The organism is Streptomyces sp. NPDC048002 (assembly GCF_040653275.1).
Classification (GTDB): domain Bacteria; phylum Actinomycetota; class Actinomycetes; order Streptomycetales; family Streptomycetaceae; genus Streptomyces.
Genome location: NZ_JBEZNL010000015.1, coordinates 39,432 through 61,430, shown reverse-complemented (window position 1 = coordinate 61,430; position 21,999 = coordinate 39,432). Strand labels below are relative to the sequence as shown.

Annotated in this window: 18 protein-coding genes and 1 riboswitch; of the genes, 10 read left to right on the top strand and 8 right to left on the bottom strand. The window is 72.1% G+C overall.

The annotated features are described in order from the left end of the window. Window positions 1–65 precede the first annotated feature (65 nt). Entirely contained in the window at window positions 66–578 is a 513-nt protein-coding gene (locus AB0E07_RS20075) for a DUF485 domain-containing protein (RefSeq protein WP_362253495.1), read from the top strand. Further along, on the top strand, window positions 575–2,167 hold the full coding sequence (locus AB0E07_RS20070; RefSeq protein ID WP_362253491.1) for a cation acetate symporter: 1,593 nt from the start codon (window positions 575–577) through the stop codon (window positions 2,165–2,167). The genes AB0E07_RS20075 and AB0E07_RS20070 overlap by 4 nt, the downstream gene beginning before the upstream one ends. Before the next feature lie 142 nt (window positions 2,168–2,309). Here AB0E07_RS20070 and AB0E07_RS20065 read toward each other — a convergent pair whose 3' ends face one another. From AB0E07_RS20065 to AB0E07_RS20040, 6 genes are all read right to left on the bottom strand, one after another. Further along, window positions 2,310–2,990, bottom strand: coding sequence for a response regulator (locus AB0E07_RS20065; RefSeq protein ID WP_362253489.1), 681 nt, complete (start codon window positions 2,988–2,990; stop codon window positions 2,310–2,312). Beyond that, complete coding sequence (locus tag AB0E07_RS20060) at window positions 2,987–4,660, bottom strand: sensor histidine kinase (protein ID WP_362253487.1); 1,674 nt, start codon at window positions 4,658–4,660, stop codon at window positions 2,987–2,989. Before AB0E07_RS20060 ends, AB0E07_RS20065 begins: the two co-directional genes overlap by 4 nt. 214 nt (window positions 4,661–4,874) lie before the next feature. Continuing rightward, complete coding sequence (locus tag AB0E07_RS20055) at window positions 4,875–5,819, bottom strand: sucrase ferredoxin (protein WP_362253484.1); 945 nt, start codon at window positions 5,817–5,819, stop codon at window positions 4,875–4,877. A 180-nt stretch (window positions 5,820–5,999) separates the two neighbouring features. After that, window positions 6,000–6,398, bottom strand: coding sequence for a DUF6082 family protein (locus tag AB0E07_RS20050; protein ID WP_362253481.1), 399 nt, complete (start codon window positions 6,396–6,398; stop codon window positions 6,000–6,002). Window positions 6,399–6,576: 178 nt separating this feature from the next. Further along, entirely contained in the window at window positions 6,577–6,813 is a 237-nt protein-coding gene (locus tag AB0E07_RS20045) for a hypothetical protein (RefSeq protein WP_362253729.1), read from the bottom strand. 228 nt (window positions 6,814–7,041) lie between these two features. Beyond that, window positions 7,042–7,548 (bottom strand): DUF6082 family protein, encoded by a 507-nt coding sequence (locus tag AB0E07_RS20040; RefSeq protein WP_362253477.1) that lies wholly within the window; start codon window positions 7,546–7,548, stop codon window positions 7,042–7,044. 320 nt (window positions 7,549–7,868) lie between these two features. On the opposite strand from AB0E07_RS20040, the gene AB0E07_RS20035 reads away from it, so the two are divergent. Beyond that, window positions 7,869–8,945, top strand: a complete 1,077-nt coding sequence (locus AB0E07_RS20035) for a GTP-binding protein (protein WP_362253475.1) — start codon at window positions 7,869–7,871, stop codon at window positions 8,943–8,945. On the opposite strand, the gene AB0E07_RS20030 is transcribed toward AB0E07_RS20035, so the two are convergent. Beyond that, entirely contained in the window at window positions 8,942–11,398 is a 2,457-nt protein-coding gene (locus tag AB0E07_RS20030) for a DNA topoisomerase IV subunit A (protein ID WP_362253472.1), read from the bottom strand. The genes AB0E07_RS20035 and AB0E07_RS20030 overlap by 4 nt on opposite strands. 284 nt (window positions 11,399–11,682) lie before the next feature. On the opposite strand from AB0E07_RS20030, the gene AB0E07_RS20025 reads away from it, so the two are divergent. The 4 genes from AB0E07_RS20025 to AB0E07_RS20010 all read left to right on the top strand — a co-directional run bounded on the left by AB0E07_RS20025 (window position 11,683) and on the right by AB0E07_RS20010 (window position 16,498). Then, on the top strand, window positions 11,683–13,077 hold the full coding sequence (locus AB0E07_RS20025; RefSeq protein WP_362253469.1) for a pitrilysin family protein: 1,395 nt from the start codon (window positions 11,683–11,685) through the stop codon (window positions 13,075–13,077). Then, on the top strand, window positions 13,074–14,462 hold the full coding sequence (locus tag AB0E07_RS20020) for a pitrilysin family protein (protein WP_362253466.1): 1,389 nt from the start codon (window positions 13,074–13,076) through the stop codon (window positions 14,460–14,462). Before AB0E07_RS20025 ends, AB0E07_RS20020 begins: the two co-directional genes overlap by 4 nt. 214 nt (window positions 14,463–14,676) lie before the next feature. Further along, window positions 14,677–14,837: riboswitch (cyclic di-AMP (ydaO/yuaA leader) on the top strand. 12 nt (window positions 14,838–14,849) lie between these two features. Continuing rightward, window positions 14,850–15,614: a M23 family metallopeptidase gene (locus AB0E07_RS20015; protein WP_362253463.1), complete on the top strand. Its 765-nt coding sequence runs from the start codon at window positions 14,850–14,852 to the stop codon at window positions 15,612–15,614. Between the two features lie 188 nt (window positions 15,615–15,802). Beyond that, window positions 15,803–16,498, top strand: coding sequence for a GntR family transcriptional regulator (locus tag AB0E07_RS20010; RefSeq protein ID WP_362253460.1), 696 nt, complete (start codon window positions 15,803–15,805; stop codon window positions 16,496–16,498). Between the two features lie 137 nt (window positions 16,499–16,635). On the opposite strand, the gene AB0E07_RS20005 is transcribed toward AB0E07_RS20010, so the two are convergent. Continuing rightward, window positions 16,636–16,917: an HPr family phosphocarrier protein gene (locus tag AB0E07_RS20005; RefSeq protein WP_362253457.1), complete on the bottom strand. Its 282-nt coding sequence runs from the start codon at window positions 16,915–16,917 to the stop codon at window positions 16,636–16,638. 177 nt (window positions 16,918–17,094) lie between these two features. On the opposite strand from AB0E07_RS20005, the gene AB0E07_RS20000 reads away from it, so the two are divergent. The 3 genes from AB0E07_RS20000 to AB0E07_RS19990 are packed head-to-tail and all read left to right on the top strand — an operon-like array spanning window position 17,095 to window position 21,963. Further along, window positions 17,095–20,136: a GNAT family N-acetyltransferase gene (locus tag AB0E07_RS20000; protein ID WP_362253453.1), complete on the top strand. Its 3,042-nt coding sequence runs from the start codon at window positions 17,095–17,097 to the stop codon at window positions 20,134–20,136. Window positions 20,137–20,176: 40 nt separating this feature from the next. After that, window positions 20,177–20,773, top strand: coding sequence for a DUF5998 family protein (locus AB0E07_RS19995; protein WP_362253450.1), 597 nt, complete (start codon window positions 20,177–20,179; stop codon window positions 20,771–20,773). Further along, complete coding sequence (locus tag AB0E07_RS19990; RefSeq protein WP_362253447.1) at window positions 20,773–21,963, top strand: nucleotide pyrophosphatase/phosphodiesterase family protein; 1,191 nt, start codon at window positions 20,773–20,775, stop codon at window positions 21,961–21,963. Before AB0E07_RS19995 ends, AB0E07_RS19990 begins: the two co-directional genes overlap by 1 nt. Window positions 21,964–21,999: the final 36 nt, after the last annotated feature.

Sequence of the window (21,999 nt, the reverse complement as noted above, 5' to 3'; positions counted from 1 at the left end):
CCTGATGGGGTGAAGCCCGAAAGGAACAAGAGTCGGGGATCTTCCCGTTCTGTCCATCCTTGGGCATGCACTCAAGCAACGGTCACCTCCGCGCGAGCGAGGGTGGTCCCGACAGCTCGGACCCGGCCGACGCGCCGGGGAGCGTACGGTACGACGACCCCTGGTACGACGCCCTCGCCGCCGGCTGGGGCGAGTCGGACGACGTCCCCGCACCCGTACCGCCGGCCCGCACCGAGCAGGCCACGGCCGCGGAGATCTACCTGGAGGTGCAGCGCAGCGCCGCCTTCCAGGAGGTGCGCAGCCGGTACCGCAGGTTCGTGGTGCCGGCCGTCGCCGGATTCCTGGCCTGGTACGTCGGCTACGTCGTCACCGCCACCACCGCACCGGGGCTGATGGCCCGGCCGGTGTTCGGCGCGGTGAACGTGGCGATGCTCGCCGGGCTCGGACAGTTCCTCACCACCTTCCTGCTCACCTGGGCCTACGCCCGGCACGCCCGGCTGCGCCGGGACCGGGCGGCGCTCGAACTGCGCTGGGACACCCAGGAGATGACCCGCGGCACGAGGGGCGGGTCGTCGTGACGGGTGATCACCAGACCCTGGCGCTGGTGCTGTTCAGCGCGTTCGTCGCCGTCACCCTGGCGATCACCACCTGGGTGAGCCGCCACCGGCAGGGCTCGGCCGAGGAGTTCTACGCCGGCGGCCGTCTCTTCTCACCGATGGAGAATGGTTTTGCCATCGCGGGTGACTACATGTCGGCCGCGTCCTTCCTCGGCATCTCCGGACTCATCGCGCTCTACGGCTACGACGGACTGCTGTACTCGGTGGGCTTCCTGGTGGCCTGGCTGGTGGTGCTCTTCCTGGTCGCCGAACTGGTCCGCAACTGCGGGCGGTTCACCCTCGCCGACGTGGTCGCGGCACGGATGAGCGAGCGGCCCGTGCGGATCGCGGCGGGAACTTCCTCGGTGGCCGTGTCCGTTCTGTATCTGGTGGCGCAGATGGTGGGTGCGGGCAGCCTGGTCGCGCTGCTGCTCGGGCGCCAGAGCGAGGCGGCGCAGACCTGGACCGTCATCGGCGTCGGCGCGTTGATGGTGATCTATGTTTCGTTGGGAGGGATGCGGGCCACCACCTGGATCCAGATCGTCAAGGCGGTCCTGCTGCTGGGCGGCACCATCGCGCTCACCGTGCTCGTCCTGGTGCGCTTCCACGGCGACTTCGACCACCTGCTGCTCACCGCGTCCGAACGCAGTGGCCACGGCGAGTCGTTCCTCGCCCCCGGACTCAAGTACGGCGCCGACTGGACGGCACGCTTCGACTTCATCAGCCTCGGGCTCGCCCTGGTCCTCGGCACCGCCGGACTGCCGCACATCCTGTCCCGCTTCTACACCGTGCCCACCGCACGGGCGGCCCGGCGCTCGGTGGTCTGGTCGATCGGGCTCATCGGCGGCTTCTACCTGATGACCATCGTCCTCGGCTTCGGAGCGGCCGCCATCGTCGGAACCGACGAGGTACGCGCCTCGAACGCCGCCGGCAACACCGCCGTGCCGCTGCTCGCACTCGACCTGGGCGGAGGGGCCGCTTCCACCGGCGGGACGGTCCTGTTCGCCGTCGTCGCCGCGGTGGCCTTCGCCACCATCCTCGCCGTGGTCGCCGGGATCACCCTCGCCTCCTCGGCGTCCGTGGCCCACGACCTGTACGCGTCGCTGCGGCGCCGCCGGGCCAAGCCGCGCAGCGAGGTCGCCGTCGCCCGCGTGGCCGCGGTCGGCATCGGCGTGGTCGCCATCGCCCTCGGCCTGCTGGCCCGCGACCTCAACGTCGCCTTCCTCGTGGGCCTCGCCTTCGCCGTCGCCGCGTCCGCCAACCTGCCCGTGCTGCTCTACTCGCTGTTCTGGCGGGGCTTCACCACCCGGGGCGCCGTCTGGGCCGTCTACGGGGGTCTCGTCCCGGCCGTGACACTCGTCCTGCTGTCACCGGTGGTGTCCGGCAGCCCCGAATCCCTCTTCCCCGGTGTCGACTTCCAGTGGTTCCCGCTGCAGAACCCCGGCATCGTCTCCATCCCGCTCGGCTTCGTCGCCGGCTGGCTCGGCACCGTCACCTCCACCGAGGTCCCGGACGAGGCCAAGCACGCGGAGACCGAGGTCCGGTCCCTCACCGGAGCGGGGGCTGCGTAGGGCCTGCCCTCGTGCCGTAGGCCAGGCCCCCTGCGCGACAGGCCCCGGCGGACCGGCGGCCGCCGGAGACAATCGCGCTCCGGATCCGTATCCACGTACGGGACACGGCCGCTTCCCCCGCCCCCACCCACCGGCCGTGCCCTCAGGCGCGGGTCGCCCACACGTAACGGTGTTCCGGGCGGCCCGCGTCCCCGTACTTCAGGGTCAGCCGGGCCCGTCCGGTGCGCTCCAGCAGCTTCAGATAGCGCTGCGCGGTCTGGCGGCTCACGCCGGTGCGCTCCGCGATCTCCTGGGCCGACAAAGGGCCCCCGGCATCGATCAGGGCACGGCGGACCAGCTCCGCCGTGGTGGGGGAGTGCCCCTTGGGCAGCCCTGGCTCCGAGGACGCCGACAGGGCGCCGAAGATGCGGTCCACCTCCGCCTGCTCCGCCTCGCCGCCGCCGTCGAGCGTGCGGCGCAGCTCCGCGTACGCCTCCAGCTTGGCCCGCAGACCCGCGAAGGCGAACGGCTTGACCAGGTACTGCAACGCGCCGTGCCGCATCGCCTCCTGGACGGTGGAGACGTCCCGCGCGGCCGTCACCATGATGACGTCGGTCCGGTGGCCGCGCCGGCGCATCTCCCGTACGACCGACAGGCCCGTGTCGTCGGGCAGGTAGTGGTCCATCAGCACGAGGTCCACCCGCGCCAGCTCCTCGACCCGCCGCAGCGCCTCGGCCGCGCTGTGCGCCTCCCCGGCCACGTGGAAGCCAGGGACCTTCTCGACATAGGCGGCGTTGACCTGCGCGACCCGTATGTCGTCGTCCACGACCAAGACCTCGATCATCGCGACTCCTCCTTGACCGCGGAGCGGTCCGCGGGCCCGGTGAGGGCCGGCTCCGTGTCCGGCTCGGTGAGTGCCTCGGGCAGGACGACGGCGAACTCCGCGCCACCGCCCTGGGCCCGCGCCACGGTGGCGCCGCCGCCCTGCCGCTCGGCGAGCCTGCGCACCAGGGAGAGCCCGATGCCGCGCTCGCGGTGGGCGGGCGCCTCCTTCGTGGACCAGCCCTCGGTGAAGATCAACTCGTACTGTCCGGGCGGCACTCCCGGCCCCGTGTCGCGCACGGTGAGCACCACGGTGGTCCCCTCGGCACGCGACTCGACCTCCACGCGCGCGTGCGGCGTCCCGGCGGCCGCGTCCAGGGCGTTGTCCACCAGGTTGCCGACGATGGTGACCACACCACCCGGGTCGACCAGCCGGTCCGGGAGCCGGGTCCGGTCCGACACCACCAGCGCGACACCACGCTCGGCCGCCACGGTCGCCTTGCCTACCAGCAGCGCCGCGAGCAGCGGGTCCCGGATCCGCTCCGTGATCTGTTCCGCGGTCGCCCTGTGGTCGCCCACCACCTCGCCCACGAAATCCATGGCGTCGCCGTACATCTCCAGCTCCAGCAGCCCGAGGAGGGTGTGCATCCGGTTGGCGTGCTCGTGGTCCTGGGCGCGCAGGGCGTCGATCAGACCGCGGGTGGAGTCCAGCTCCCGGCCGAGCTGCTCCAGCTCCGTACGGTCGCGCAGGGTGGCCACCGCGCCGCCGTCGTCGGTGGGCATCCGGTTGGCCACCAGCACCCGCCGGCCGCGCACGGTGAGCAGATCGGTGCCTGTCACCCGGCCGGCCAGCACATCCGTCGTACGGCCGTCCCCCAGCGCCTCGTCCGGCGAGCGGCCCAGGGACTCGTCCCCGATCCCGAGCAGGCGGCGGGCCTCGTCGTTGAGCAGGCGGATCCGGCCGGCGCGATCCAGGGCGACCACGCCCTCCCGGATGCCGTGCAGCATCGCCTCGCGCTCCGCCAGCAACGCCGAGATGTCGGAGAAGGCCAGGTCGCGGGTCTGCCGATGGACCCGCCGGGAGATCAGCCAGGCCGCCAGCGCGCCCACCGCCAGGGCACCGCCGGCATAGGCGAGCAGCTCAGGGATGGCGTGGATCAGCCGGGCCCGGACACTGTCGTAGGCGATGCCGACCGAGACCGCCCCCACGATGTCCCCGGCGCTGTCGCGCAACGGCACCTTGCCGCGGGCCGTGCGGCCCAGGGTGCCGTCGTCGATCTGCATGACCGCGTGGCCCGCCAGCGCCTGCCCGGGGTCCGTCGACACGGTCCGGCCTATCTCGTCCGGCGTGGGGTGCGACCAGCGCACCCCACGCCAGTCCATCACCACGATGTACTCGGCCCGTGTGGCCTCGCGGATCCGCTCCGCCTCCCGCTGGACCGGCCCGTCTGCCGTCGGGGGCGTGTTCACGACGTCCTCGGCGATCTGCGGATCGACGGCGGTCGTCTGGGCGATGGCGAGCGCCCGGCGCATCGCCTGGTCGTCGAGCTGGTTGCCGAGCGGGGCCAGGAACAGTCCGGTGGCGAGCACCGCGACTCCCGCGGCGATCGCCACCTGCATCAGCAGCACCTGCGAGAACATCCGCCGCGGCAGACCGAGGCGCAGGCGGCGCGCGGGGGGAGTGGGGCTCATACCCACGACGGTACGTGGGCGGGGCGGGGCGACCGAAGGGGGTGTGCGGCGGATCCCCGGATCAGTGCCCCGGTCGTCGCGGTCGTCGCGGTCGTCGCGGTCGTCGCGGTCGTCGCGGTCGTCGTGGTGTCGTCCGTACGGGTGGGCAGGTGCGATGCCTCTTGATCAATGCTGGGGTCGGGTGATCAAGGGGGCACTGTCCGGTCCCTCGTGATCAGCCGGCGAGGGCGCTCGCGATGCTCAGCTCCCGCACCGCCACCACGTCCATCCGCGCGGGCGACCCGAGCACTGACGTGCCACAGCTCTCCGCACGAGGGGGCGTCGCGGTCTCCTGGGACACGACGACATGCCACTGCCGTCCGTCGGTGTGCGCGACGGTCACCGTCCAGCGGGGGGCCGCGCCAGCCGTGCGGACCACGCTCAGCGCGTCCGCCCCGTACTCGGCCGCGGCCGTGCGCACGGCCAGCTCGGCCGCCTGCCCGGGCCGGTCCCAGGCGGAGTTCCCGCGGCAGCCCTCGACGACGATCCGGCCCTCCCGCGTCCGGTCGAGGATCTCCTTGACCGCGTGCGCCTCGGCCCGCCCGTACGCGTAGCCGTACGGCAGGACCAGCAGCGTCGGTGAGAAGCGATGTCCACCCAGATGGGTGACCTCCCAGATCCCGTCCATGCCGGAGGCGTCGAGTTCGGCGGCCAGGGGGCGGCCCAGGAGGGCGCAGCAGCGGTCCCGTTTGCCGTTGGTGCACACCAGAGCGAGCGGCTCGCCGGTGTGCGGGCCCGCCCGCAGCGCGGTGTCGAAGGTGCGGGGGTCGCCCTTGCCGAGCGCGGTGAAGTCGACGTCGAGCAGCCGGCGTGGGTCGCAGACCGTGGCGCTGTGCAGCCAGGCGTTCCCTGGAGTGGTGTGCGCGGCGTACACCTGGCGGGCGGTGGACATACCGCGGTCGGCGTGCCGACCCGGGCGGCGGATGAGCGCGACGCGCACGCCGGTGTCCTTGGCCGCGGCCTCCAGGGCTCGGCCCAGAGCGGGATCCAGGTGACTCGACGTGAGTGCCTTGGCACCCCACGGCCCCGGCTGCTCCAGGAGGAGCCAGGTCCTCGCGGTGGCCGCGGTGCCCGCGAGGGGCTCGTCGAGTTCCCGGGAGTCACTTGAGCAGGTACTCACAAAGGTGAGCCTAACCTGAGTTCAACCAGAGTGGCTTCCCGGTCCGCTCGTGTTCTACTCCGATTCTGCTCGGGCGGCGGTCGCGGGTCCTGCTCGGGCGGCGGTTGCGGATCCTGTTCGGGCAGCGGTTGCGGCGGCGGCCTCGGGGCTACGGAGTCGCCGCCGCAGAGCAGGCGAACGTCAGGAGGGTGAGGAGCCCCCTCCCCGGGTACTCTCACGAATCGCGTGATCGAACAGCCTGAAGAAGCGGCCTTCCGGGCTCTCCGGCGAAAGTGCCGACTTGGCGTCGCGGGACAGCTGCCAGTAGTGGCGGAACGCCGGGCTCTGCACCAAAGTACGTGCGTGGGACAGCACTTCGGCGTCCGTCATGGTCCCCCACTCGTAGATGAGCTGAATGTGCAGGCCGCGCAGATCCGCGGTGGCGCTCCTCCGAAGTTCCTCGCGAGACGCGATCAGCTCGGCTCTCTGCAGCGCGAGTTCCTCCCGCTGCATGCGCAGTTCACGTTGCTGGAGGATCAGTGTCCCAACGAGGAGCAACACGGCAATTCCAGAGAAGACGGCACTGAGCGCGACGGCCAACCAGGCGAGAGACCTGCCTATGGAACGCCATGCCGGTGCCCCGTCACGGTCCCCCTCGCAGTCGGGTCCGGACACTTCCCGCGTACTCCGTGGCAAAACGCCTGAGACCGATGCTGGTCCGGCGCAAGGGAAACCGGCGCCGATTCGACGCCGGTTCGTCCGTGGGTACTCGAACGCCTCAGGCGTCGGGGATGTCCTTCTTCGCGCGCAGCAGGGTCTCTCGGGTGATGACGACGATGCGCTCGTAGTCGGCGCGTGAGGCGTCGGCGGGAAGCATGGGGTCCAGTTCAGACGTGGCCTCACGGCCGATGACGGCGAAGTCGCCGTCATCGAGTTCGAAGATGTCGGGGCAGGACTGCCCCGTGCTGCTGCCGCGCTCGCGAGGCGAAGCCCCAATACGTCGCACGATTTTCACCGAGAGGTACCAGCCTTGTGGCTCGGGGGAGAGGGAGCGGCCTCCGAGCGCGCGGTCTCCGGGCATGCGTGTGCGACGGAGCAGTCCTTCTCCGAGCGCAAGGGTGTTCGTCGGAGCGCCCCGGAGAGGGCCAGCAACAAGATAGCGACTAGTCGCCCGCCGTGGGTGGATAAACACCTGGAGAGCGGGTGATGTTCCGAGCCGGACCTTGACCCCGGTCCGATGCCGTCAGGGCGGGTCTTCCGGTGGTGTCCCCACCACCCACCACTCGTCCGTGTCGGTGTCGGCGAGTTCTTGGATCAGTTCGTCCATCATGCTGCCCAACGCGGCTTCTTCGGAGGTGTCGGGCAAGCTCTTGCGATGAGGCCGTGTGGCGTCCCAGTAGTCACGGAATATCTGGTTGCGGCACATGATCCGCAGGTGCCCGAACAGCTCGGACCGTGTCACCGCGCCGATCCGGTAGTAGTAGAGGGCGTTGACGTAGAGGGCGTTCGCGAACAGGAACTGGCGTTGTCTGTCGAGCGGGATGTCGGTGTCGTAGGTGTCCAGGACCGCGGTCAGGGCGGGGTCGTCCATCGCCTTGCACAGCAGGTCGAAGTGGAGCCGGTGCTGTTCGGTCAGGGCGGCGCGTCGGTGCTGCGCCGACCTGCGTCGCGTGAGCGCTTCGATCGCGGCCCCAAGGCCGGCTCGTGCGGCTCGGCCGAGGCTTCCCAACCCCGAACTCTGTGTGGCCATGTCAACCCCCGAATCAGGCGGCCGTCCGCCGGTCGTCGGGGTGCGGGTCGACTGATGGGGACCGGCGAGCGGTGGGCGGCGCTTGCCGTCTCCCAGAGTGCCGAGCGGCTCTGATCGGCTGGGAGGCGGAGAGGAGGCGCACGGAGGGAAGCGAGGGTCGCACAGTCCGACGCCATGCCCAACAACTGCCCCGTCGGCGCAGCTAACAATCGTTCACTCCGCCCGCTTTCCCGCGGCTCGTATCCTGGACCGGCATGGATTCCTCGTACGCACGCCGGAACGCGAGCCGGTGCACGCGTCGGTGTGAGAGAGGTCGCTCGTTGTCCCAGAGCCACAACGCGCCGCAGATCCCGGTCGTCGTCCTCGCCGGCTTCCTCGGCTCCGGGAAGACCACGCTCCTCAACCATCTCCTCCACCGCAGCGGAGGCAGCCGTATCGGGGCGATCGTCAACGACTTCGGGGCCGTGGAGATCGACGCCATGGCCGTGGCGGGCGCCCTCGGGGACTCGACGGTGTCCCTCGGCAATGGGTGCCTGTGCTGTGCGGTCGACGCGAGCGAACTTGACCTCTACCTCGACCGGCTCGCCGCTCCCGGCACCGGAATCGACGTCATCGTCATCGAGGCCAGCGGTCTCGCCGAGCCGCAGGAACTGGTCCGCATGGTGCTCGCGAGCGAGCATCCGGCGATCGTCTACGGCGGCCTCGTGGAGGTGGTCGACGCCGCGGAGTTCGAGGACACCCGCACCCGGCATCCCGAGATCGACCGTCATCTCGCGCTCGCGGACCTGGTCGTCGTCAACAAGCTGGACCGGGCGGCGGATCCGGACCGGGTCCGGACCCTCGTGAACGGTCTCGTCGACGGCGCCGCGGTCGTGCCCGCCACCTACGGCCGGATCGACCCCGAGTTCCTTTTCGACTGCCGGCCGAGCGAGGAGCGCGTCGGGCAGCTGTCCTTCGACGACCTCCACGAGCACGGGCGGCCCGGCGAGCAGCACGAGTCCCACCCGCATCTGCACACCGGCTACGACAGCGTCTCCTTCGTCTCCGACGTGCCCCTCGACCCGCGCCGGCTGATGAACTTCCTCGACAGCCGTCCCGAGGGGCTCTACCGGATCAAGGGGTACGTCGACTTCGGGCCGCACGACCGCGGGAACCGCTACGGGGTGCACTCCGTCGGGCGGTTCCTGCGGTTCACCCCGGAGCCCTGGGCACCCGGCGAGCGGCTCACCCAGCTCGTCCTGATCGGCTCCGGCATCGACGGGACCGCCCTCGCCGAGAAACTCGACGCGTGCCGGAGCGACGCCCCGCACGCCGACGAGCACGGCATGTGGGGCGTCCTGCGCTTCGTACGCGGCTCCGAGGACGAGCCCCCGGCGGGGGCCTGGACCGGGGCCTAGACCGGCCCCGCCACCACGGACACCGTCTTCGGCAGCGACACGCCCGAGCCGTCGCGGCGCGGGTCCATCTCGGGCAGCTCGGCCGGGGTGCCGTTCTTCTGCGCCGCACGGGCCGGAGCGGGTCCCGCCCAGGCCACGGACAGGCAGTCCTCGCCCTTGAGGAACCGCTGGCAGCGCACCCCGCCGGTGGCGCGGCCCTTGCGCGGGTACTGGTCGAACGGCGTCAGCTTGGCCGTCGTCTGGACCGAGTCGTCCAGCGTGCCGCGGGAACCGGCGACGGTGAAGACGACCGCGTCCACCGCGGGGTCCACCGCCGTGAAGGAGATGACCTTCGCCCCGTCCGCGAGCTTGATGCCCGCCATACCGCCCGCCGGACGGCCCTGCGGACGCACCTGCGCCGCCTGGTAGCGCAGCAACTGGGCGTCGTCCGTGATGAAGACCAGGTCCTCCTCGCCGGTGCGCAGTTCCATCGCGCCGACGATCCGGTCGCCGTCCTTGAGGGTGATGACCTCCAACTCCTCCTTGTTGGACGGGTAGTCGGGCACCACACGCTTGACGACGCCCTGCTCGGTGCCGAGCGCCAGACCGGGGGAGGACTCGTCGAGGGTGATCAGACAGACCAGCGTCTCGCCGGCGTCGAGGGAGACGAACTCCGCCAGCGGCGCGCCGCCCGCGAGATTCGGCGTCGACGCCGTGTCCGGCAGCGTCGGCAGGTCGACGACGTTGATCCGCAGCAGCCGGCCCGCGGAGGTCACCGCGCCCACCTCACCGCGCGCCGTCGCCGGCACCGCGGAGACGATCAGGTCGTGCTTGGTCCGCCGGGCCGCGCCGTCGTCCGCGAAGGGGTCGCCGTTCGCGGTGCGGGCCAGCAGCCCGGTGGAGGACAGCAGCACCCGGCACGGGTCGTCGGCCACCTGCAGCGCGACGGTCTGCGCCGGCGCGCCGCCCGCCTCCAGGAGCACCGTGCGCCGCTCGGTGCCGAACTTCTTGGCCACCGAGGCCAGCTCGGCGGAGACCAGCTTGCGAAGCTCCGCGTCCGAGTCGAGGATCCGGGTCAGCTCGGCGATCTCCTCGTTCAGCCGGTCCTTCTCCGCCTCCAGCTCGATGCGGTCGTACTTGGTGAGCCGGCGCAGCGGGGTGTCCAGGATGTACTGCGTCTGGATGTCCGACAGGGAGAAGCGCTCGATCAGGCGCTCCTTGGCCTGCGCGCTGTTCTCGCTGGAGCGGATCAGCCGGATCACCTCGTCGATGTCGACGAGCGCGGTGAGCAGGCCCTCCACCAGGTGCAGCCGGTCGCGCCGCTTCGTGCGGCGGAACTCGCTGCGGCGCCGCACGACCTCGAAGCGGTGGTCGAGGTAGACCTCCAGCAGCTCCTTGAGGCCCAGGGTGAGGGGCTGGCCGTCGACCAGGGCGACGTTGTTGATGCCGAAGGACTCCTCCATCGGCGTCAGCTTGTACAGCTGCTCCAGGACGGCCTCCGGTACGAAGCCGTTCTTGATCTCGATGACCAGGCGCAGGCCGTGCTCGCGGTCGGTGAGGTCCTTGACGTCGGCGATGCCCTGGAGCTTCTTCGAACCGACCAGGTCCTTGATCTTCGCGATGACCTTCTCCGGGCCGACCGTGAAGGGCAGTTCGGTGACGACCAGGCCCTTGCGGCGCGCCGTCACCGTCTCCACCGCGACCGTGGCGCGGATCTTGAAGGTGCCGCGGCCCGACTCGTAGGCGTCGCGGATGCCGGCCAGTCCGACGATCCGGCCGCCCGTGGGCAGGTCGGGGCCGGGGATGTACTTCATCAGGGCGTCCAGATCCGCGTTGGGGTAGCGGATCAGGTGGCGGGCGGCCGCGATGACCTCGGCGAGGTTGTGCGGCGGCATGTTGGTGGCCATGCCGACCGCGATACCGGAGGAGCCGTTGACGAGCAGGTTGGGGAAGGCGGCGGGCAGCGCCACCGGCTCCTGTTCCTGACCGTCGTAGTTGGGCGTGAAGTCGACCGTGTCCTCGTCGATCGACTCGGTCATCAGGCTGGTCGCGGCCGCCTGGCGGCACTCGGTGTACCGCATGGCGGCCGGCGGGTCGTCGTTGCCGAGGGAGCCGAAGTTGCCGTGGCCGTCGACGAGGGGCACGCGCATCGAGAAGGGCTGCGCCATGCGCACCAGGGCGTCGTAGATCGACGAGTCGCCGTGCGGGTGCAACTTACCCATGACCTCGCCGACCACGCGCGCGCACTTCACATAGCCGCGGTCGGGGCGCAGGCCCATCTCGTTCATCTGGTAGACGATGCGGCGGTGCACCGGCTTGAGGCCGTCACGGGCGTCCGGCAGGGCGCGGGAGTAGATGACCGAGTACGCGTACTCGAGGAAGGAGCCCTGCATCTCGTCGACGACGTCGATGTCGAGGATCTTCTCCTCGTACGAGTCGTCGGGCGGCGGGGTCTTCGTGCTGCGGCGGGCCATCGCTGCCAAGGCTCCTTGCTGACGCGTGAACTGGATCTGACGCGGACCATTGTGGACCGCGACACTGACAACCCGGACCAGGACCCGGCGTCGCCCGGTCCGCCCGGTGCGGAGTGGGGGCTCCGCTCACGGCTGCCCGCAGGCTACGCGATCCGCGCCGGGCGTCCGCCCTCGGCGTAGGCGGACCGGGAACTTCACCAGGGCCGCGCACGCTTGCATACAGTGGCAGGACCGGCAGGAAGACCGCGGTTTGCACGACCGCGTCCGCGATCGAAGGGACGTACATGCCCATGGGTCACACGGCCACAGACCAGGCAGGCACCGGGGGCCTGACAGCGACCGAGCACCGCCTGGCCAACGGCCTGCGCGTGGTGCTCTCGGAGGACCACCTGACCCCGGTGGCGGCGGTCTGCCTCTGGTACGACGTCGGCTCGCGCCACGAGGTCAAGGGCCGTACCGGCCTTGCTCACCTTTTCGAGCACCTGATGTTCCAGGGTTCGGGGCAGGTCAAGGGCAACGGCCACTTCGAGCTGGTGCAGGGCGCCGGCGGCTCGCTGAACGGCACCACCAGCTTCGAGCGCACCAACTACTTCGAGACCATGCCCGCCCACCAGCTGGAGCTCGCCCTCTGGCTGGAGGCCGACCGCATGGGCTCGCTGCTGGCCGCCCTGGACGACGAGTCCATGGAGAACCAGCGGGACGTCGTGAAGAACGAGCGCCGCCAGCGCTACGACAACGTCCCCTACGGCACGGCCTTCGAGAGGCTCACCGCACTCGCCTACCCCGAGGGCCACCCCTACCACCACACCCCGATCGGTTCCATGGCCGACCTGGACGCGGCGACGCTGGAGGACGCGCGCGCGTTCTTCCGCACCTACTACGCCCCGAACAACGCCGTGCTGTCGGTCGTCGGCGACATCGACCCCGAGCAGACCCTCGCCTGGGTGGAGCGGTACTTCGGCTCCATCCCGGCCCACGACGGCAAGCCCGCCCCGCGCGACGGCTCGCTGCCGGAGATCATGGGCGAGCAGCTGCGCGAGGTCGTCGAGGAGGAGGTCCCGGCGCGCGCCCTGATGGGCGCCTACCGCCTCCCGCACGACGGCACGCGCGAGTGCGACGCGGCCGACCTCGCCCTGACCGTCCTCGGCGGCGGCGAGTCCTCCCGCCTCTACAACCGGCTGGTGCGCCGCGACCGTACGGCGGTGGCCGCCGGATTCGGCCTGCTGCGGCTGGCCGGGGCGCCCTCGCTGGGCTGGCTGGACGTGAAGACCTCCGGCGATGTCGAGGTCCCCGTCATCGAGGCCGCGATCGACGAGGAGCTGGCCCGGTTCGCCGAGGAGGGCCCCACGGCGGAGGAAATGGAGCGCGCCCAGGCCCAGTTGGAGCGCGAGTGGCTGGACCGGCTCGGCACCGTCGCGGGCCGCGCCGACGAACTGTGCCGCTACGCCGTCCTGTTCGGCGACCCGCAGCTCGCCCTCACCGCTGTCACGCGCGTACTGGAGGTGACGGCGGAGGAGGTCAAGCAGGTCGCCCAGGCCCGCCTGCGCCCCGACAACCGCGCGGTGCTCGTCTACGAGCCGACCGTCCCCACCGACACCGTGCCGGACGCCGACGCCGAGGACGTCGAGTCCGCGGCCACCGTGGAAGCAGCCGACGACAACGAGGAGACGGCCAAGTGACCGAGCTCGCCCCCATGGACTTCCACCCCCAACCCCAGGCGGGAGAGCCGAAGGTCTGGGCCTTCCCGGCGCCCACCCGCGGCACCCTCGACAACGGTCTGACCATCCTGCGCTGCCACCGCCCCGGCCAGCAGGTCGTCGCCGTCGAGGTGCTGCTGGACGCCCCCCTGGAGGCCGAGCCGGCCGGTCTGGACGGCGTCGCCACGATCATGGCGCGCGCCTTCTCCGAGGGCACCGACAAGCACACGGCCGAGGAGTTCGCCGCCGAGCTGGAGCGCTGCGGCGCCACCCTCGACGCGCACGCCGACCACCCCGGTGTGCGCCTCTCCCTCGAAGTGCCGGTCTCCCGGCTGCCCAAGGCGCTCGGCCTGCTCTCCGACGCCCTCAGGGCACCGGCGTTCGCCGACAGCGAGGTCGAACGGCTGGTGCGCAACCGCCTCGACGAGATCCCGCACGAGCTGGCCAACCCCTCCCGGCGCGCCGCCAAGGAGCTGTCCCGGCAGCTGTTCCCGGCGACCGCGCGCATGTCCCGCCCGCGTCAGGGCACCGAGGAGACCGTCGAGGCCATCGACTCGGCGGCCGTCCGCGCCTTCTACGAGCGGCACGTCCGCCCCGCCACGGCCACCGCGGTGGTCGTCGGCGACCTCACCGGCACCGACCTCGACGCGCTGCTCGCCGAGACCCTCGGCTCCTGGACGGGTTCCTCCGCCGAGCCGCGCCCGGTGCCCCCGGTCACCGCCGACGACACCGGCCGCGTCGTCATCGTGGACCGCCCCGGCGCCGTCCAGACGCAGCTGCTGATCGGCCGTGTCGGACCCGACCGGCACGACCGGGTGTGGCCGGCGCAGGTGCTCGGCACGTACTGCCTGGGCGGCACCCTCACCTCCCGCCTCGACCGCGTCCTGCGCGAGGAGAAGGGCTACACCTACGGCGTGCGCGCCTTCGGGCAGGTGCTGCGCTCCGCCCCGGACGGCACCGGCGCCTCGATGCTCGCCATCAGCGGCTCCGTCGACACGCCCAACACCGGTCCCGCCCTCCAGGACCTGTGGGCGGTGTTGCGCACCCTCGCCGAGGGCGGGCTCACCGACGCCGAGCGCGATGTCGCGGTGCAGAACCTCGTCGGCGTGGCGCCGCTGAAGTTCGAGACGGCCGCTTCCGTGGCGAACACCCTGGCCGACCAGGTCGAGCAGCACCTGCCCGACGACTTCCAGGCCACGCTGTACCGTCGGCTCGCCGAGACGGGCACGGTGGAGGCCACCGCGGCCGTCGTCAACGCCTTCCCGGTGGACCGTCTGGTGACCGTCCTGGTCGGCGACGCGGCCCAGATCCGCAAGCCCGTCGAGGAACTCGGCATCGGTGAAGTCACCGTCGTGACGGCCGAGTAGGGGCACCCTCGGATGTGAAGGCGCGGCAACGCGCGCGTGGGGCCCTGGTGACGAAAGCGCCACCAGGGCCCCTTTATGTCCGAATTGGGGGAGAGGCTGCCTGTCTGGCCTGTGGCATGCGCTACAAAAGCCCTGATCCGTTTGAGGATTGAAAGTTGTCCCGTTTAGCGTCGTCCGGGCTGTCCGTCAGGCAGTGCGCCGCGACCGCGGCACCGGACAGCCATCGCCGAGTCCCCGTACGGCGCGAGCCAGGGGAGCCGGGGACCCACAGTCCCTGGGGTGAATCGGACGCCCGCGCGCAGGCGAGGGGGTCCGTAGGAGACCTTCCTGCTCCGAACCCGTCAGCTAACCCGGTAGGCGAGAGGGAAGGAAAGGACCACCTACTTGATGGCGTTCACCCGCGCCACCGGGAAGCACCGTCGTCCCGGCCGGATGCAGCGCACCACCGTCCGTGCGGCGGGAGTGGCGGCGCTCGCCACCACCGGCGTCGTCGGCTCCCTCGCCGCTCCGGCGCTCGCCGCCGAGCCGGCCGCCGAACAGACCGGCCTCACTCCCGTGATCACCATCGGCGACTCGGTCGCCGAGCAGATCGACGCCCAGGCCGACGCCCAGCAGCAGGCGGCCGTGGAGGCGGAAGCCAGGCAGAAGGCCGAGGAGGCCGCGCGCGAGCGGGCCGCCGAGGCGGCCAAGGAGGCCCGGGCCGCCAAGGAGCGCGCCGCCCGCGCGGCCGAGCGCAAGCGCCTGAACACCTTCGTCTCCCCGATCTCCGGCTCCTACGTCTCCACCGGCTACAAGGCCGGCGGCGCGGTCTGGTCCTCCGGCAGCCACACCGGCGTCGACTTCCACGCCGCCGGCGGCACCTCCGTCCGCTCGGTCGGCGTGGGCACCGTCGTCGAGGCCGGCTGGGGCGGGGGGTACGGCAACCAGATCGTCATCAAGATGCACGACGGCACGTACACCCAGTACGGGCACCTGTCGTCCATCGGTGTCTCGGTCGGCCAGTCCGTCACCCCCGGCCAGCAGATCGGCCTCTCCGGCTCCACCGGCAACGTCACCGGGGCGCACCTGCACTTCGAGGCCCGTACGACCATGGAGTACGGCTCGGACATCGACCCGGTCGCCTATCTGCGCTCGCACGGCGTGAACGTCTGAGCGACCCCGCCACCGCTTCCCGTGACCCCGGCTCACCGAGCCGGGGTTTTCGGCGTTTCAGGGACATCACTGTCCAAAAAATATCCATGAAATCGGACCCCCCTTCGGAAATTCCGGCTCATTGCAATAGAGTCACTGAACACACGTCAGTCGTCGACGTTTCACGGGGATTAAAGCGGAGGTCGGTCATGCGTGTTCCGGCGCACTCGGTATGCACGGCGATCCGGGACGACATCGTCGCCGGTGTCTACGAGCGCGGCAGCCGGCTCACCGAGGAACTGCTCGCACGCCGCTACGGCGTCTCGCGCGTCCCCGTCCGGGAGGCCCTGCGCACGCTGGAGGCGGAGGGCTTCGTGGTGACCCGGCGGCACGCGGGCGCGTGCGTCGCGGAGCCGACCGAGCAGGAGGCCGCCGACCTGCTGGAGATGCGCACCCTGCTGGAGCCGCTCGGGGCCGCGCGGGCCGCCCAGCGGCGCACGGAGGCCCATCTGAAGGTGCTGCGCGGCCTGGTGCGGCTCGGTCAGGAGCGGGCCAGGAGGGGCAACAGCGAGGATCTGCGCTCCCTGGGGGGCTGGTTCCACGAGACGCTCGCCCAGGCCTCCGGCAGCCCTGCGCTGACCTCGATGCTGACCCAGCTGCGGCACAAGATCGCCTGGATGTACTCGGTGGAGGCGTCGGCCGGGCCGGTGGACGCCTGGGCCGAGCACGGGGCGATCGTGGACGCCGTGGCGCGCGGCGACAGCGAGCGCGCGCGGGCGATCACGGCCGTGCACGCCGAGCGCTCCAGCGGCACGCACCGGCTGCGGTTCCCCTCGACGGGGGAGCGCCCGGACCGTGTGAGGAATTCGCAACATCCCGTAAACATGCCGAGCCTGCGTCATTAACATGCACGCCGTATACAAAGAGCGGGTAATTCGCGGGGGATTATTTTCGCTGCCCTCGAACGGGAAATTCGAAGGGCCCGCCCGGTAATTCGGACGAGCCCTTCGGGGAAGCGGCGAGTACCGCGACCGGTATGGCCTCAGACGGTCTCGGGGAGTTCCTCGAGCCCCTCGGCGACGACCTTCGCCAGACGGTCGAGGGCGGCGTCCGCGCCCTCGGCGTCGGAGGCGAGCACGATCTCCTCGCCGCCCTGGGCGCCCAGGCCCAGTACGGCCAGCATGGAGGCCGCGTTGACGGGGTTGCCGCCCGCCTTGGCGATCGTCACCGGGACGCCTGTGGCCGTGGCGGCTCGGACGAAGATGGAGGCGGGGCGGGCGTGGAGGCCCTCGGCCCAGCCGACGTTGACGCGGCGCTCAGCCATGTGATGCTGCCCTTCAGGTTCTCAGGTTGTCTAGACCAGTGTTCCACAACGTGGAGCGTGCCCGGAACGGACCGGTGGCCCGTTCCCTCCGGTCGTCGACCCGCGGCCCCGGTTCGACACCCGTCCTCCACAGACTGCCCCGCGCCGCTGCCGGACGCGAGCCGTAGTCTGGGGCCCATGCAGAGCGCGTCGGACCGGCACGAGTACCCCGCCCACTGGGAAGCCGACGTGGTGCTGCGCGACGGCGGCACCGCGCGCGTCCGCCCCATCTCCGTCGATGACGCCGAACGCCTGGTCAGCTTCTACGAACAGGTCTCGGACGAGTCGAAGTACTACCGGTTCTTCGCCCCCTACCCGCGGCTGTCCGCCAAGGACGTCCACCGCTTCACCCACCACGACTTCGTGGACCGGGTGGGACTCGCGGCCACCATCGGGGGCGAGTTCATCGCCACCGTGCGCTACGACCGGATCGGCCCCGGTGGCCGGCCCGCCTCCGCGCCCGCCGACGAGGCCGAGGTCGCCTTCCTGGTCCAGGACGCCCACCAGGGGCGCGGGGTCGCCTCCGCGCTGCTGGAGCACATCGCCGCCGTCGCGCGGGAGCGCGGGATCCGCCGGTTCGCGGCCGAGGTGCTGCCCGCCAACACCAAGATGATCAAGGTGTTCACGGACGCCGGGTACACCCAGAAGCGCAGCTTCGAGGACGGCGTCGTCCGCCTGGAGTTCGACCTGGAGCCCACGGACCGCTCGCTCGCCGTGCAGTACGCGCGCGAACAGCGCGCCGAGGGGCGGTCCGTCCAACGGCTGCTGGTCCCCGGCTCGGTGGCCGTCGTCGGCGCCGGACGGACGCCCGGCGGGGTGGGCCGCGGCGTCCTGGACAACATCAGGGAGGGCGGCTACCGGGGGCCGCTGTACGCCGTGAACCAGGCGTTCCCCGAGGATCTGAAGGAACTCGCCGGGGTCCCCGCGTACCGCTCGGTGCGCGACATCGACGGCCATGTCGACCTCGCGGTGGTGGCCGTACCGGCCGAACAGGTCCCCCAGGTCGTCACCGAGTGCGGCGAGCACGGCGTCCAGGGGCTGGTCGTGGTCTCCGCCGGTTACGCCGAGAGCGGCCCCGAGGGCAAGGAACGCCAGCGCGAACTCGTCCGGCACGCGCGCGCGTACGGCATGCGCATCATCGGGCCCAACGCCTTCGGTGTCATCAACACCTCGGCGGACGTCCGTCTCAACGCCTCCCTCGCGCCCGAGATGCCGAGGCCGGGCCGGATAGGGCTGTTCGCCCAGTCCGGGGCCATCGGCATCGCGCTGCTGTCCCGGCTGCACCGGCGCGGCGGCGGGGTCACCGGCGTCACCGGCGTCTCCACCTTCGTCTCCTCCGGAAACCGCGCCGACGTCTCCGGCAACGACGTCCTCCAGTACTGGTACGACGATCCGCACACCGACGTGGCCCTGATGTACCTGGAGTCCATCGGCAACCCGCGCAAGTTCACCCGGCTGGCCCGGCGGACGGCGGCGGCGAAGCCGCTCGTGGTGGTCCAGGGCGCACGGCACGGCGGGGCGGCGCCCCAGGGACACGCCGTACGGGCGACACGGCTGCCGCACGCCACCGTGTCGGCCCTGCTGCGGCAGGCCGGGGTGATCCGGGTGGACACGATCACCGAACTCGTCGACGCGGGGCTGCTGCTCGCGCGCCAGCCGCTGCCGGGCGGGCCGCGGGTGGCGATCCTCGGCAACTCCGAGTCGCTCGGCCTGCTGACCTACGACGCCTGTCTCTCCGAGGGGCTGCGGCCGCTGCCGCCGCTGGACCTGACGACGGCGGCGAGCGCGGAGGACTTCCGGGCGGCGCTCGCGCGCGCCCTGGCCGACGACACGTGCGACTCCGTCGTGGTGACCGCGATCCCGGCGATCGGGGAGCAGGCGGCGGGGGAGACCGCGGCCGGGGACGCGGTGCTGGCGGAGGCGCTCAGGTCGGCGGTGGCACAGGCGCCGGGCAAGCCGGTGCTGGTGGTGCACGTGGAGCTGGGCGGGCTGGCGGAGGCGCTGTCCGCCGCCGCGAGCACCGGGCCGAGGGCCGGCGCCGCGGGGGCGGACGCGTTGTCCGGCGCCGACGGGGCTGCGCCCACCCGTGCCACCCCGGGCGGCACGACCGCCCGCGACCCGGCCGACGGACCGGCAGCCGGCGCCGCGACAGGGCCGGCTCCCGGAGCCTTCACGGCCGGACCGGTGGCCGACGACCCGGCGGCCGGACCGGCCGGACGCGGTCCGGTGGACGCCGCGAGTCGTAAGGACGCCCCCGGCGGCGGCGCGGGCGGCAAGGACGGCGGCGCGGGCGGCGGCAAGGACGGCGGGACCGAGGTGCGGCTCATCCCCGCCTATCCCGCCGCCGAGCGGGCCGTACGGGCCCTGGCCGAGGCCGTGAACTACGCCCAGTGGCGGCGGGAGGCCGCCGAGCCGGGGAAGGTGCCCGAGTACGACGACATCGACGAACGGGCCGCCGCCGCCCTCATCGACGGGCTGCTCGCCCGCGGACAGGGACTCACCCTCGGCTCCCGGGAGACCTGCGACCTGCTGGGCACCTACGGCATCCACGTGCGCCGCGCCCTGCCCGCGCCCACCGCCGACGACGCCGCCGAAGCGGCCCGCGCCGTCGGCTATCCCGTCGCCCTGAAGGCCACCGCCCCGCACCTGCGCCACCGCGCCGACCTCGGAGGCGTCCGCCTGGACCTGGCGGACGAGGAGCAACTGCGGCGGGCGTACACCGAGTTGACCGAGCTGTTCGGCAGGCCCGCGGAGCTGCGGCCGGTCGTGCAGGCCATGGCCCCGCGCGGGGTCGACACCGTCGTACGCGCGGTGATCGACCCGGCCGCCGGCGCCGTGCTCTCCTTCGCGCTCGCCGGCGCCGCCTCGCAGCTCCTCGACGACATGGCGCACCGGCTGATCCCGATCACCGACCGGGAGGCGACCTCGCTCGTCCGTTCGATCAGGACCGCGCCCCTGCTCTTCGGCTGGCGCGGTTCCACCCCCGTCGACACCCCCGCGCTGGAGGAACTGCTGCTGCGGGTCTCGCGCCTGGTCCACGACCACCCCGAGGTCGTCGCGGTGACCCTGGAGCCGGTCGTCGTCGCCCAGCACGGCCTGACCGTGCTCGGGGCCACCGTCCGGCTGGCGCCGCCGCCCGCCCGCGACGACCTCGGCCCGCGCACGCTGCCCGCCTACTGACGCCACGAGCGGTCCCGCGCAGTCAGTGGTCCCCCGTAGGATGGGGGCCATGGCCAAGACCAGTACGACGACCCAGGGGCTGCGAGCGGCGATCGAGCGCAGCGGCTACTACCCGGCCCTCGTGGCCGAGGCGGTGGAGGCCGCCGTGGGCGGCGAGCCCATCCGGTCGTACCTGGTCCACCAGGAGACCACCTTCGACCAGAACGAGGTGCGCCGGCACGTCACCGTGCTGGTCCTCACCGACAACCGCTTCATCGTCAGCCACACCGACGAGCAGGCGGCGGACAGCACCTCCCCGACCCCCTACGCCACGACCTCCACCGAGTCCGTGAAGATCGGCCGGATCTCGTCGGTCGTCCTCAGCCGTGTCGTCGCCAACCCCGAGGCGTACGCGCCGGGCACCCTGCCCCGCGAGGTCGTGCTGACCATCGGCTGGGGCGCGGTCTCCCGGATCGACCTGGAGCCCGCCGCCTGCGGCGACCCCAACTGCGAGGCCGACCACGGCTACACCGGCAGCTCCACCGCCGACGACCTGAGCCTGCGGGTCAGCGAGGCCGGGGACGGCCCGGAGACGGTCCGCCAGGCCCTCGCCTTCGCGCAGGCGCTCTCCGAGGCGACCGCGGACACCGGCCGCTGATGGCCCAGCCCGCCTGGGAGCACGACCCGCAGCCGCTGCCCCTCGACTCCGCCCCCCTGCCCGAGTACGGCAGCGGCTCGCTCGCCGACCTGCTGCCCACCCTCGCCGCGGGCATGGGCGTGCCCGGCATGACGGCCGCGATCAGCGAGCTGACCCCCGCCGACCGCAACTGCGTCTTCCTGATCGACGGGCTCGGCTGGGAGCAGCTCAAGGCGCACCCCGAGGACGCGCCCTTCATGGCGTCCCTGCTCGCGGGCTCCCGGGGCGGTACCGGACGGCCGCTGACCGCCGGCTACCCGGCCACCACCGCGACCTCCCTCGCCTCCGTCGGCACCGGCCTGCCGCCCGGCTCGCACGGCCTGCCCGGCTACACGGTGCGCAACCCCGACACCGGCGAGCTGATGAACCAGCTCCGCTGGCAGCCGTGGACCGCGCCCGGCCCCTGGCAGCCGTACCCCACCGTCTTCCAGCTCGCCCACGAGGCGGGGGTGCACGCCGCGCAGGTGTCCTCGCCGACCTTCCAGAACACCCCGCTGACCAAGGTGGCGCTCAGCGGCGGCACCTTCCACGGGCGGCTGACCGGCGAGGAGCGGATGGACTTCGCGGCCGAGCAGCTGGCCGCCGGTGACCGCTCCCTGGTCTACACGTACTACGCCGAGGTGGACGGCGCCGGCCACCGCTACGGCATCGACTCCGACACCTGGCGCGGACAGCTGATGTACGTCGACCGGCTCGTCCAGCGCCTCGCCGAACAGCTCCCGCCGCGCACCGCGCTCTACGTCACCGCCGACCACGGCATGATCGACGTGCCCTTCGACGAGCAGCACCGCATCGACTTCGATGAGGACTGGGAGCTGCGCGCCGGGGTCGCCCTGCTGGGCGGCGAGGGCCGTGCCCGCCATGTCTACGCCGTGCCCGGCGCCGAGAACGACGTCCTGACCTGCTGGCGCGAGGTGATCGGCGAGCAGTTCTGGGTGGCCTCCCGGGCGGAGGCGATCGAGGCGGGCTGGTTCGGGCCGCACATCGACGAGCGGGTCCACGCCCGGATCGGCGACGTGGTCGCGGCCGCCCGCGACGACGTCCTGATCATCGCCTCCGAGCGGGAGCCCAAGGAGTCGGCGATGGTCGGCAACCACGGCTCGATGACCCCGGCGGAGCAGCTGGTGCCGCTGCTGGAAGTCCGCACCTGACCCACCCTCCCCGATCGATCCCCTTGCCGAAAGGTG